The following is a 12,247-nucleotide window of genomic DNA, read 5'->3' on the forward strand; positions in this document are numbered from 1 at the left end:
TGCGCTCAGCCGCCCCCTGGCCCGGTGGCCATCGCGACTCGCAGCACGGTGGCGATCGTCGTCACATGGCCCAGCGCCGCGGCGCGGTCCTCGTTGAGCCGCCAGCCGGCACACCACTGACCTGCCGGCACTGTGACTACCTGCAGCGCCTCGACCGCCAAGGAGAGCAGTTCGGCCGAGGGCGCGGACGGGACCGCCGTTCCCCAGTTGTCCTCGACGTCTTCCTCCTTGTCGTGGCCGCCTGCCTCGTCGGTTACCACCGCCGCGCCGCCCGGCAGGGCCAGCGCGACGAGGGCGGCACCGGCGACGACCTCCTTCGGCCACAGCCGCCCGCCGGCCGGAGGAGCCAGCACCTCGCCGAAGAGCTGTCGGAGGTGCTCCTCCTTCTCCCGCTCGTCCAGCTCGGCAAGCTCGTCGACCAGGTCCAGTGCGTGATCGTTGCCGAAGGGGGTGTGCTCCCCACGTTCCCACTGCCGCTGCTCGTTGGAGGGGACCCGTCGACTGGCCGCTGCGCACTGGTCCCGTCCGGGTCGACGATCGCACCGCACCGCTCATCGCCCGCGGGCGGAAGGGTGAGCTGCCCTGCTCGCTGATCGCGGCCACGTCCCGGCCGCCGGCCCGTGGCTGAGCGGACGGCGGCGCGGCCTCGACGCGGTCAGGGCGAGGGCCGGGGGTGGCGCGACCGTCTCGGCCTGCCGCCATCCGGGCGTTCTGCGCGCCCGACGGGCGAGGGACCGCGGAATCGGGCAGGTCGGCTGCCGAAGCTCGGGATAATCCGGAAGTCAGCCTGATCCCTGCCCACCCGGGGGGTGGCCGGCGGGTGACCGGGATGCGGGTGGGAGAGGAGCAGCCGTCAGATGAGCACCATGCGCGCCGTGCGGGCGCACACCCGGGGCGGCCCGGAACAGCTCGTGTACGAGGAGGTGCCGCGGCCCGAGCCGGCCCCCGATGAGGTGTTGGTGGCGGTGAAGGCCGCGTCGATGACCCCCAAGGAACTCACCTGGCCGGCGACCTGGACGTACAGCATGGACGGGACAGGACCCGAGCGGACCCCGAGCATCCCGTCACACGAGTTCTCGGGCATCGTCGCGGCGTGCGGGGCGGGGGTGGAGAGCCCCGCCGCGGGGGAGGCCGTCTACGGGTTGATCCCCTTCACCCGCGACGGCGCCGCCGCCGAGTACGTCACCGTGCCCGCGGCCGTGGTGGCGGCCAAACCCGCCACCATCGACCACGACCAGGCCGCGGCGCTGCCATTGGCCGCCCTGACTGCCTGGCAGGCACTCGTGAATCACGCCGACCTGCGGGCCGGCCAGCACGTGCTGGTGCAGGGTGGCGCCGGCGGCGTGGGGAGCTACGTGGTCCAGCTCGCGGCGGGCCTCGGTGCGCGGGTGAGCGCCACGGCGGCGGCCGACCTGGAGTTCGTCAAGGAGTTGGGTGCCGAGCAGGCCATCGACTACGCGCAGGAGCGCTTCGAGGATCACGTCCGTGACGCGGATGTGGTCGTCGACATGGTCGGTGGATCCACCCAGTCGCGGTCCTGGTCGGTCCTGAAGCCGGGCGGCATCCTGGTCAGCGTCGCCGCGCCTCCCGACCAGCAGGAGGCGGCCCGGCACGGCGTCCGCGGGGTGTTCTTCGTCGTCGAACCCGACCGGGAGGGCCTGCGCGCCATCGCGGAACTGGTCGACCAGGGCCGGTTGCGGCCGGCGGTGGACCGGGTGCTGCCCCTCAGCGAGACCCGCTCCGGTTACGAGGCGCTCGAGACGGGTAAGCGGCGCGGCAAGATCGTCGTCCACGTCGCCGACTAAGGCCTCGTAGGGATCTGTCGGCGGGGGCGGCCGTCGCGCCGCTACCTGCCCCGCCGTACCGGCGCCAGCACGTCCCGTCGCAGAGCCCGCATGAGAGCCGCGTGTCGATCGGTGCCCCCACGGGGCATAAGACGACGGACGTACAGGGTCAGCAGCCCGGCCCAGACGCTGGCCACCCCGACGAAGACGGTCCCGAACGCGATGACGACCGGGACGAACACCAGTGGCGGCTTCAGGGACCACAGGGCGACCACGCCAATGGCCCCACCCGTCAGCACCGCTCCGAGCGGCAGGCAGCGGAACCCGATGACGAGCAGCCGATAGGCCCCGGACGCCCGGATCCGCTCGACCGCCTTGTCGACCTCTGCCATGGCAGTGATCCTTCCGGATCGCTGCAACCCCGGGGTCTTCCGTGGTCAGGTGTCGTCGTCACCCTGCCCGAGCCATCGGCGGACCGCTGAGAAGTCTGCGTCGGTCAGGCCGACGTACGGGTCGACACGGTGCACCAGCGCCCGCCCCGGGTGGTGGTGCCCCGCGATCCACTGCCGGTCGGCAGCGGTGATCTCGTCGTCGAGCCACACGAAAGGGCGTCCGGCCGCCCACCGGGTGAGGAACATGGTCTTCCAGTGCAGACCCTGTGCCGGATCGCCGTCGCCGTCCGGCCACTCGACGACGGGCAGATCCGGAAGCCCGAGTCGTGGCGAGATGACCTCGTTCGCCTCAGCCATCCACGTCGTCGCCCAGACCAACTGGCATCCCAGCGCCGACAGTCGGCGCCCGTCATCCAGGTCGAGCCGGTCGAGCAGAGGATTGCCAGTGCCGCTCGGGGGTCGAACGCCGGCACCGGCCGAGGAACGTTCGCGGCTGACGGGTCGGGCTGCGAACGGAATCAGCGTTCCGTCCACGTCCAGGAAGATCAAGGGACGGTCGGTGGTGCCGGTCATCACGCGGGGAACCGTATCGGGCGCCTCAACCTCATCGCGCTCAGCGCGACAGCAGTCACCGCTCTGGCCGCAGCAACCGGCCGGACCTCTGGTGACGCGCTGCCATCGACGATGACGCCGACGCCCGCGACCCAAGTTGGTGGTCGCAGCCGCGATGGACGTGGGTGCAGTCGCACCAGCGAGGCACAGGCGATCGATGTGCAGCGAGCTTCGGGAGCCCACGGTTCCGATGCGGGCGATACCGTGTCGCCGTGAGCGGGGACACGGATGCGGTCGATGGATCGTCGGCCGGGGCGCGACGACTGGTGAGAGCTCTCGGCGTACGCCGGCCTTTCCAGTGCCGGCCAGTCGGTACCTGAGAGCGGGGCGACCGACTCGGGCTTAGCGCCGTGGCCCGGCTCACGCAGCTCGGCCTGGTCTGGATGTACCGGCTGGGTGGCGGCAATCCAGACCTGACGGAAGCCGAGGTGGTGTCCGTCGTCAACGATCAGCGCCACTGGACCTTCGACCAGGGCGTGTCCCATGCCGTGGCGCTCTACCTGACCGGACTCGGGGAGAGGATCTACTACTTGCCAATGCATCACGATCCACCGGCCCTCGTCGCCATCGATCATGACGACTACATGGCCGAACACGTGGGGCATCTTCCGGATGGTCGTCAGTTCTTTCTGACCACTCCGTTCGTTTCTGGAGACGATGGCGCCGAGTTCGTAGCTCTGTACGTGTTCGACCGAGTTGGCACGCTGACCGATGCCATGATCGACGCCTTCGGTCCCCGTGCGTCCATGGACAGGGCTGCCCGCACGGAGCGCTACGAAGGCCGGCTGCGTGAACTGGGTCCGGTCACCTTCGACCGGATCGAGGTGAAGCCCTTTGCGGTCGAGCGTTTCGGGGTCACCTTCGGTCTCATCTGCCGCCCTCCGGAAGGCGACGGCGGTAGCTGGTGGGTGGAGGTCCAGCCCGGCAACTACATGGCCTTCACCGAGCCCTGGGACAGCGGCGAGTACGACACGTAGACGCTGGTTGGCGCCGGGCGGAGGCGGCCGGGGCGGCCAGTGGCCCACGGACGGCCGCGAGATCGGAGCGGGGGAGAGGGCCGACCGGCCCGGGATCAGCCGTGCGTGGTCGTTCCCTCCGCATACCCACGAACCTTGCTGTACTCAGTTCAACTGAATATTCTCTCGGCATGACTATCCGCGAACAGAGCTACTACGCGCTCGCCGCGCTGATGGACGGTCCACTTCATGGATACGCGATCATCAAGCGCGCCGAGGAGCTGTCGGGCGGTCGGGTACGCATGGCGGCTGGCACCCTCTACGCGGCGCTCGACCGACTCAGCGCCGAAGGGCTCCTCCGGGTCGTTGACGAGGAGGTGGTCAACGGGCGGGCGCGGCGCTACTACGACCTCACGGACGAGGGAGCTGCCGTGCTCCGCGCCGAGGCCGATCGGATGATCCACGCTGCGCGCGTCGTGATCGAGCGACCGGCGCTGCGCGTGCGGGCGGTGAGGCCGGCATGACGCAGGAGGCACTTGAGGCGCGGTACCGGCTGCTGCTGCGCGCGTACCCGAAGCGCTACCGGCGTGAACGCGGCGCGGAGATGATCGGCACGCTCATGGAGGCCGCCGGTGCCGACCAGCGGCGCCCGACGACGCGAGAGGCGGCGGTCCTGGTCCTACGCGGACTGCAGACCCGCGCCGGCACGCACCGCGCACGCTCGACTGGCCCGGCCCTGCTCGGGTCGCTGCGACTGGCCGTGCTCCTGCTGCTGGCGTACGCCACGGCCGGGAGCCTGGCCAAGACCGGCAGGGTCCTCCCTCGCTTCGTCACCGACCGTGCCGTGGAGTATCCGCCTGACCTGATCCACCCATTGGTCACCGTCATCGCCGCGTTGGCCCTCGCCGCGGTGGCCGGCGGGCGATACGTGCTGGGCCTGCTGGCGGCGCTCAGCGCGTTCGCCGCGACGCTGGTCGTCCTGCGCCTCAGCTTCGTCGGCGTGGACAACGTCACCGGTGAGCGCCACTATCCACCGATCGAGCTCATCCGCGACCTCGCGGCGACTGACCCGACGATCTGGCCCCTGCCGCTCGCCGTGCTGTTGATCGTGCCGTTGATCCCCTGGCCGGCGCCGGGCACGCGGCAGCCGATGGCCTGGCTGCTCGCCGTGCCGGTCGCGGTGTTCCTGCTGCCCACCGACTACGACGTGACGATCGGCCTGCAACCGGGGGCCACCGTGGTCCTGATGGCCGGCTTCCTGCTGTGGGCCGCCGTCGATGCCCGGGTGACCATCGCGGCCGGGGTGCTACTCATCCCGCTCATCATCGCGATGCTGTCGCTCAGAGCCCAGGGCGTCTGGGGCCAGCCCGAGATTCTCGGCAGCCAGTGGTTCTGGGCGCTGGTCATCGGGGCCGTCGCCCTGCTGACCGCGGGCGCTCTCGGCCTCCGCCGCCAGGCCCGCACCTAGCAGGCCCCGCCCGAGTCCCCCGGCGGGCCTACTGCTCCGGCGGTCTTCGGCTGGCGTACCCAGCCTTGACGATTCGGCCGGACCTGTCGAAGAGGAACCAGGGGTTGTTGTCTCTCACCCCGGCGTTGGTCCAGACGCGGAAGCCGAGGAGGCTGCGACGCAAGCACACTGGCTCCTGCCACGGCCAGCCTCTGCGGTCGCATTCCGCCTGCGCCGTCGTGCGGACGTCGCCCAGCGAGGCGTGCCACCACTTCACGCCAAAGATCGTGCCAGCAGGGCGACCGTCAGGGGAGCTAATGGCACGCGGAGATCCAGCACAGGGGAGAAGCGGAAGGCCCAGGTGCCGCGCTCATGCGGTCTACCTGGGCCTTCGTGTGTGGAGCGGGCGACGGGAATCGAACCCGCACCGTCAGTTTGGAAGACTGAAGCTCTGCCATTGAGCTACGCCCGCAGCCGCCCCGCCACCGCGGGACGCGCCGACAGCCTACCCGGTCCGCCCGCCGTACGCGCAGAGGCGGTCCTGCGCCGCCGCCAAGATCGCGCAACTTCCTGGAAACAGTGGCCTCCGTACGCGAGGGAGACCACTGTTTCCCGGAAGTTGTCGCCTCCCCACCCGGCCACGCGCTGCCCGACGCCACCTCCCGGGCGCCGGGATGTGTCCCTTTAGTGGTGGTTCGGCGCGTTGGGTGCCGCCCCGGCACCTCCGGCCGGTGCCGACGTCATACACTTCTGGTCGCCACGGGGTGTGGCGCAGCTTGGTAGCGCACTCGCTTTGGGAGCGAGGGGCCGTGGGTTCAAATCCCGCCACCCCGACTGTCGTCCGCGGCCGGGTCGTCCCGGGTGCCGCCGTTTTCGCGGGGTGTCCGGGCGCTGCCGGTGGGCCGCGTCGGCTCGCCTACACTCGATGGGCTGAATCACGCCCAGACTCAACTGAGATCCGTCAAGGAGTACGCCTGTGAAGAGCACCGTCGAGACTCTGAGCCCGACGCGCGTGCGGCTCGCCATCGAGGTGCCGTTCGTCGAGCTCGAGCCGAGCCTCAAGAAGGCGTACCGGGAGATCGGTTCGCAGGTCCAGGTTCCCGGCTTCCGCCGGGGCAAGGTGCCGGCCGCCGTCATCGACCAGCGGGTGGGCCGGGGCACCGTCCTCAACGAGGCGGTGCAGGAGGCCATCCCGCAGAACATCCTCGCCGCGGTCCGCGAGCACGACCTGAAGACCCTCGGTCGCCCCGAGGTCGAGATCACCGAGTTCAACGACGGTGACTCGCTCAACTTCACCGCCGAGGTCGACGTCCGCCCGGAGATCACCCTGCCGGACCCGGCCACCGTCGAGGTGACCGTCGACGAGCTCAAGATCGACGACAGCGAGATCGACGAGCAGGTCAAGAACCTGCGCGAGCGGTTCGCCACCCTGAAGACCGTCGAGCGGGCCGCCCAGGAGGGCGACTACGTCCAGATCGACCTGAACGCCACTGTCGACGGCGAGGACGTGCCGGGCGGCTCGGCGAGCAACATCTCCCACGAGGTGGGCAGCAAGCAGCTCCTGCCGGGCCTGGACGAGGCGGTCGTCGGTCTGGCCGCCGGCGACAGCACCACCTTCACCACCCAGCTGGTCGGCGGCGACTTCGCCGGCCGCGACGCCGAGGTGGCGGTGACCGTCCGCACGGTCAAGGAGAAGGAGCTGCCGGAGCTGGACGACGACTTCGCCCAGATGGCCAGCGAGTTCGACACGATCGAGGAGCTGCGCAACGACCTGCGCGAGCGGGTCACCCGGGGCAAGCGGGTCGAGCAGATCTACGCCGCCCGGGACAAGGCCCTGGAGCAGCTGGTCGCGGCCGCCGAGGTGCCGGCGCCGGAGGGTGTCGTCCGCGAGGAGGTCGAGAGCCGCAAGGCGGCGATGGTCGACCAGCTCGAGCGGATCGGCGCCTCGCTGGAGGAGTACCTCGCCGCCGAGGAGAAGACCGAGGAGCAGATCGACACCGAGCTGCAGGAGGCGGCGACCGAGGGTGTCAAGATCCAGCTCCTGCTGGACACCCTGGCCGACGCCGAGGACGTCCAGGTCTCCGACGACGAGTTCGGCCACGAGATCGTCCACCGGGCGCAGCGCGCCGGAATGGCCCCGCAGCAGTACTACGACGAGCTGGTGCGCTCCGGCGCGGCCGGCGCCGTCTTCGGTGACGTGCGGCGCGGCAAGGCCCTGGCCGCGGTGATGGAGAAGATCAAGATCAAGGACTCCGCCGGCAACGAGGTCACCCTCGACGCGCTGCGGGCCGAGAGCGAGCAGGCGCACGACCACGACCACGAGCACTGACCGATCCCGGTAGGCCGCCGTCCGCCCCTTGCGGTGGACGGCGGCCGAAGCCGTTTTCCGGGTACGTCTCCAGGTCAGCTGCGCTGAGAGCGAACAGTGCCCCGACCGGGAGTCGATCACCCGGCTGAGCGGTTAATGTCGGGTACGACGGTACGGAGAGCGAAGGGCTGCCATGACCGACATGCACATCCCAGCGAAGCCGCTACGGGCGATCGAGGCCCGCGGTGGCGACACCATTGGCAACCTCGACGACTCGGTCTACAACCGGTTGCTCAAGGAGCGGATCGTCTTCCTGGGCAGCGAGGTGACCGACCAGGTCGCCAACCGCATCTGCGCGCAGCTGCTGCTGCTCGCGGCGGAGGACCCGGACCGCGACATCAACCTCTGGATCAACTCGCCGGGTGGCTCGGTCTACTCCGGCATGGCGATCTACGACACCATGCAGTTCATCGACAACGACGTGTCGACCGTGGCGATGGGCATGGCGGCCTCCATGGGCCAGCTGCTGCTCTGCGCGGGCACCAAGGGCAAGCGCTACGCCCTGCCGCACGCCCGGATCATGATGCACCAGCCGTCCGGTGGCCTCGGTGGCACCGCGTCGGACATCGCGATCCAGGCCGAGCAGATGCTCTACACGAAGCGGATGTTCCAGGAGCGGGTCGCGCACCACACCGGCCAGACCCAGGCGCAGATCGAGGCGGATTCCGACCGTGACCGCTGGTTCACCGCCCAGGAGGCCATGGACTACGGCTTCATCGACAAGGTGATCATCGGGGCCGCGCAGGTTCCGGATGGCGCCGGGACCCTGAGCTGAGGAGCTGACGATGACCGACCTGAGCCTGCCGCCCCAGTTCGCGGCCGTGCACAACCGCTACGTGCTGCCGTCGTTCGTCGAGCGCACGTCGTACGGGGTCAAGGAGTCCAACCCGTACAACAAGCTCTTCGAGGACCGGATCATCTTCCTCGGCGTCCAGGTGGACGACGCGTCGGCCAACGACGTGATGGCCCAGCTGCTGACGCTCGAGGGCACCGACCCGGACCGCGACATCATCATGTACATCAACTCGCCGGGTGGTTCGTTCACCGCCATGACGGCGATCTACGACACCATGCAGTACGTCCGCCCGGACATCTCCACCGTCTGCCTCGGGCAGGCGGCCAGCGCGGCGGCGGTCCTGCTGTCGGCCGGCACCCCGGGCAAGCGGATGGCCCTGCCGAACTCGCGGATCATCATCCACCAGCCGGCCACCGAGGGCGGCTACGGGCAGGGCTCGGACATCGAGATCCAGGCCCGGGAGATCCTGCGGATGCGGACGCAGCTGGAGGACATGCTCTCCCGGCACTGCAACCGGCCGATCGAGCAGGTCCGCAAGGACATCGACCGCGACAAGATCATGACGGCCGAGGAGTCCAAGGAGTACGGGCTGGTCGACACGATCCTGACCAGCCGCAAGAAGGGCCTGCTCGCCGCCAACGCGGCGCGCTGAGCAGTTTGCGTCGGAGGTCGGTCGGGGAATGGGTTCCCGGCCGGCCTCTGACACACCCGTTTTGGGGGTCGGAGAAACCCCCGGCAGCGGGTAACGTCGGGTCCGTACCGCTCCACCGGGTCGGACCGGCGGATGGATCAAGACGGACGGGCGCCTCGCGCCCGCAGGTCAGGGCCGGCGTTCCGGCTGACGAGTGCAGGGAGAACGTAGGTGGCACGGATCGGTGACGGCGGCGACCTACTGAAGTGCTCCTTCTGCGGCAAGTCGCAGAAGCAGGTCAAGAAGCTCATCGCGGGGCCTGGGGTCTACATCTGCGACGAGTGCATCGATCTCTGCAACGAGATCATCGAGGAGGAACTGGCCGAGTCCGGCGAGGTGAAGTGGGAAGAGCTTCCCAAGCCGATGGAGATCTGCCAGTTCCTCGACAACTACGTGGTCGGCCAGGACCAGGCCAAGAAGGCGCTCGCGGTCGCGGTCTACAACCACTACAAGCGGATCCAGGCCGAGGCGGCCGGCGCGCCGGGCTCCGGCAGCGATGCCGTGGAGCTGGCGAAGTCCAACATCCTGCTGCTCGGCCCGACGGGCTGCGGCAAGACCCACCTGGCCCAGACCCTGGCCCGGATGCTCAACGTCCCGTTCGCGATCGCCGACGCCACCGCGCTGACCGAGGCGGGCTACGTCGGCGAGGACGTGGAGAACATCCTCCTCAAGCTGATCCAGGCCGCCGACTACGACATCAAGCGCGCCGAGACCGGCATCATCTACATCGACGAGGTCGACAAGATCGCCCGCAAGTCGGAGAACCCGTCGATCACCCGGGACGTCTCGGGCGAGGGTGTCCAGCAGGCCCTGCTCAAGATGCTCGAGGGCACGGTGGCCAACGTGCCGCCGCAGGGCGGGCGTAAGCACCCGCACCAGGAGTTCATCCAGATCGACACCACCAACGTGCTGTTCATCTGCGGTGGCGCCTTCGCCGGGCTCGACCAGATCATCGAGGCCCGCACCGGACACGGCGGCACCGGCTTCGGGGCCCGCCTCCGGTCGGTCTCCGACCGCTCGACCGACGACATCTTCAGCCAGGTCATGCCGGAGGACATGCTCAAGTTCGGGCTGATCCCGGAGTTCATCGGCCGGCTGCCGGTGATCACCAACGTCCGGAGCCTGGACCGCAGCGCCCTGGTCCGCATCCTCACCGAGCCGCGCAACGCGTTGGTCCGGCAGTACCAGCGCCTCTTCGAGCTCGACGGCGTGGAGCTGGAGTTCGAGCCGCCGGCCCTGGAGGCGATCGCCGACCAGGCCATGCTGCGCGGCACCGGCGCCCGCGGCCTGCGCGCCATCATGGAGGAGGTCCTCCTCTCCGTGATGTACGAGGTGCCGAGCAACCCCGACGCCGCGCGGGTGCTGATCACCCGTGAGGTCGTCCTGGAGAACGTCAACCCGACGATCGTGCCGCGGGAGTTCACCGGCCGGCGCGCCCGCCGGGATCGCGAGGAGAAGTCGGCCTGACCGTCGACGCGTACTGACACCGGAAGCACGGCCCCCGCGGGGGCCGTGCTTCCGTGCGTACGGGATCCGATTGGCCCGGCGGCGCGCCGGGCTCGGCGTCGCCGCCGGCGTCCGAGGCTGTCGCCGGCCACCGTCCGCCCGTACCCTGATCTCCATGCGCGTCGCCGTCTGCCAGCTCAACGCCCGCGACGACCGTGCGGCCAACCTGGCCGCCGCCGAGGCCCTGCTGGGCAGGGCCGCGGCGGCCGGCGCCGACCTGGCCGTCCTTCCGGAGTACGTGGACTATCTCGGCCCGGCCGCCGGGATGCCGCCGGCCGAGCCGGTGGACGGCACGGTGGGGACGTTCTTCGCCGACGTCGCGCGCCGGCTCGGCATCTGGCTGGTGGCCGGTTCCTTCCACGAGGCGGGTCCGGATCCTCAGCACACCTGGAACACGTCGATGGTCTTCGACCGGTCCGGCACGCTCGCCGCCAGCTATCGCAAGATCCACCTGTACGACGTGGAGATCCCCGGCCGGGTGTCCTACCGGGAGTCGGCCACGGTGGCGCCGGGGGAGCAGCCGGTGGTGGTCGACGTCGAGGGCCTGCGGGTGGGCCTCTCCATCTGCTACGACCTGCGGTTCCCAGAGTTGTACCGGCGGCTGGCGACCGATGGGGGCGCGCACCTGCTGGTCGTGCCCGCGGCGTTCATGATGCACACCGGCCGGGACCACTGGGAGGTGCTGCTGCGGGCCCGGGCGATCGAGAACCAGTGCTTCGTGGCCGCCGCCGGGCAGACCGGTGACCACGAGCCGGGGCGTACCTGTTTCGGGCGCAGCATGGTCGTCGACCCGTGGGGCACGGTGCTCGGCCAGGTGTCGGACGGTCCGGGGATGACCGTTGTCGAGCTGGACCTCGATCGCCTGGACACGATCCGTGCCGAGCTGCCCAGCCTGGCCAACCGGCGCCTCTGACCCCCTTCAGCTCTGCAGCAACGCGCCGAGCAGCGCCAGGCCGACGATCGCCGTCGCCGTCACCAGCAGTGCGGTGCTCATCCGGGACCGCCCGCGCCGTGCCAGGCGGGCGATGGAGAGCACCACCACGACGAGTACCACCGCGGCGATCACCAGCTGCCAGAACGGCAGCAGGAGTCCCAGCAGCGCTTCCTCGGCGTGGGTGACCGCCGGCGAGGGGGAGACGTCATCCATGGCTGCCACTCTGGCACGCCGCTCCCCTCCCGGGCGGGAATGCCGGTCGGGAGTTCGGGCGTTGACCCCCTCGATGGCGGTGCCAGACTGAGAGACGATCATTGATTTGCCTTCTCGGGACGCTCCGCGTAACTTTCTCTCTGCACGGGGGAGGCCGGACGAACCGGCCGAGAACGGGCGCCAGGATCGTGGCGGAGACGCCGAGCGAGACTGAGGAACGGGCGGTGCGAAGTGCCCCGGAAGACGGGGTTGCGATCGCGGAACTGACCGGGTAGAGTTCGGAAGCCGGCAGGAGCCGGGCGGAGAGCCGCGAAGCGGCGATCGGCCGGTCTGCCATCTCCCACGACAGAAGCGACCGCCGGATACGGCGTGCGTGAGCGTGGACCGAGCCGAACCAAGTTGATCAACCCGAACGGGTTGACGGCGGGGGACGGAGCGGGTAAGTTAGAGAGGTTGCCCCGGACGGGGGTTCTGCAGAGCAGGGCTTCTCGGCGGTGTGTGGTTGTTCTTTGAGAACTCAACAGGGTGCTAGATAAGCCAGTGCCAAT

General features: G+C 69.8%; 13 protein-coding genes and 2 tRNA genes. 10 read left to right on the forward strand and 5 right to left on the reverse strand.

The features are described from left to right. Positions 1–5: 5 nt before the first annotated feature. On the reverse strand, positions 6–548 hold the full coding sequence (locus tag V6U79_RS13215) for a DUF4259 domain-containing protein (protein ID WP_334525534.1): 543 nt from the start codon (positions 546–548) through the stop codon (positions 6–8). A 309-nt stretch (positions 549–857) separates the two neighbouring features. Here V6U79_RS13215 and V6U79_RS13220 point away from each other — a divergent pair, with 309 nt between their 5' ends. After that, a complete protein-coding gene (locus V6U79_RS13220) occupies positions 858–1,805 on the forward strand; it encodes an NADP-dependent oxidoreductase (RefSeq protein ID WP_334614816.1) in 948 nt (315 codons plus the stop codon). A gap of 41 nt (positions 1,806–1,846) precedes the next feature. On the opposite strand, the gene V6U79_RS13225 is transcribed toward V6U79_RS13220, so the two are convergent. Both V6U79_RS13225 and V6U79_RS13230 read right to left on the reverse strand, forming a co-directional pair. Continuing rightward, the gene (locus V6U79_RS13225) at positions 1,847–2,176 is read right to left on the reverse strand and encodes a hypothetical protein (protein WP_334525528.1); all 330 of its coding nucleotides are present in this window, start codon (positions 2,174–2,176) and stop codon (positions 1,847–1,849) included. Between the two features lie 45 nt (positions 2,177–2,221). Beyond that, positions 2,222–2,749, reverse strand: a complete 528-nt coding sequence (locus V6U79_RS13230; protein WP_334525807.1) for an HAD domain-containing protein — start codon at positions 2,747–2,749, stop codon at positions 2,222–2,224. A 389-nt stretch (positions 2,750–3,138) separates the two neighbouring features. On the opposite strand from V6U79_RS13230, the gene V6U79_RS13235 reads away from it, so the two are divergent. From V6U79_RS13235 to V6U79_RS13245, 3 genes are all read left to right on the forward strand, one after another. Further along, on the forward strand, positions 3,139–3,765 hold the full coding sequence (locus tag V6U79_RS13235; RefSeq protein WP_334614817.1) for a hypothetical protein: 627 nt from the start codon (positions 3,139–3,141) through the stop codon (positions 3,763–3,765). Between the two features lie 170 nt (positions 3,766–3,935). Continuing rightward, a complete protein-coding gene (locus V6U79_RS13240) occupies positions 3,936–4,268 on the forward strand; it encodes a PadR family transcriptional regulator (protein ID WP_334525522.1) in 333 nt (110 codons plus the stop codon). Next, on the forward strand, positions 4,265–5,212 hold the full coding sequence (locus tag V6U79_RS13245; RefSeq protein WP_334525519.1) for a hypothetical protein: 948 nt from the start codon (positions 4,265–4,267) through the stop codon (positions 5,210–5,212). The genes V6U79_RS13240 and V6U79_RS13245 overlap by 4 nt, the downstream gene beginning before the upstream one ends. A 377-nt stretch (positions 5,213–5,589) precedes the next feature. On the opposite strand, the gene V6U79_RS13250 is transcribed toward V6U79_RS13245, so the two are convergent. Next, positions 5,590–5,663: transfer RNA gene (locus V6U79_RS13250), tRNA-Gly, on the reverse strand. Between the two features lie 288 nt (positions 5,664–5,951). Here V6U79_RS13250 and V6U79_RS13255 point away from each other — a divergent pair. The 6 genes from V6U79_RS13255 (at position 5,952) to V6U79_RS13280 (ending at position 11,465) form a co-directional block, all read left to right on the forward strand. Next, positions 5,952–6,025: transfer RNA gene (locus V6U79_RS13255), tRNA-Pro, on the forward strand. A gap of 142 nt (positions 6,026–6,167) precedes the next feature. Next, the gene (gene tig, locus V6U79_RS13260; protein ID WP_334614818.1) at positions 6,168–7,520 is read left to right on the forward strand and encodes a trigger factor; all 1,353 of its coding nucleotides are present in this window, start codon (positions 6,168–6,170) and stop codon (positions 7,518–7,520) included. Between the two features lie 172 nt (positions 7,521–7,692). Next, complete coding sequence (locus V6U79_RS13265) at positions 7,693–8,334, forward strand: ATP-dependent Clp protease proteolytic subunit (protein WP_334525513.1); 642 nt, start codon at positions 7,693–7,695, stop codon at positions 8,332–8,334. 10 nt (positions 8,335–8,344) lie between these two features. Continuing rightward, complete coding sequence (locus V6U79_RS13270; protein ID WP_030333536.1) at positions 8,345–9,007, forward strand: ATP-dependent Clp protease proteolytic subunit; 663 nt, start codon at positions 8,345–8,347, stop codon at positions 9,005–9,007. Positions 9,008–9,217: 210 nt separating this feature from the next. Further along, the gene (gene clpX, locus V6U79_RS13275; protein WP_334525510.1) at positions 9,218–10,513 is read left to right on the forward strand and encodes an ATP-dependent Clp protease ATP-binding subunit ClpX; all 1,296 of its coding nucleotides are present in this window, start codon (positions 9,218–9,220) and stop codon (positions 10,511–10,513) included. Positions 10,514–10,667: 154 nt separating this feature from the next. Continuing rightward, positions 10,668–11,465: a carbon-nitrogen hydrolase family protein gene (locus V6U79_RS13280; RefSeq protein WP_334614819.1), complete on the forward strand. Its 798-nt coding sequence runs from the start codon at positions 10,668–10,670 to the stop codon at positions 11,463–11,465. A gap of 6 nt (positions 11,466–11,471) precedes the next feature. On the opposite strand, the gene V6U79_RS13285 is transcribed toward V6U79_RS13280, so the two are convergent. Beyond that, a complete protein-coding gene (locus tag V6U79_RS13285; RefSeq protein WP_334525504.1) occupies positions 11,472–11,699 on the reverse strand; it encodes a hypothetical protein in 228 nt (75 codons plus the stop codon). Between the last annotated feature and the right edge of the window lie 548 nt (positions 11,700–12,247).

The sequence above is a fragment of the Micromonospora psammae genome, from assembly GCF_036902725.1.
In the GTDB taxonomy this organism is placed as follows: Bacteria; Actinomycetota; Actinomycetes; order Mycobacteriales; family Micromonosporaceae; genus Micromonospora.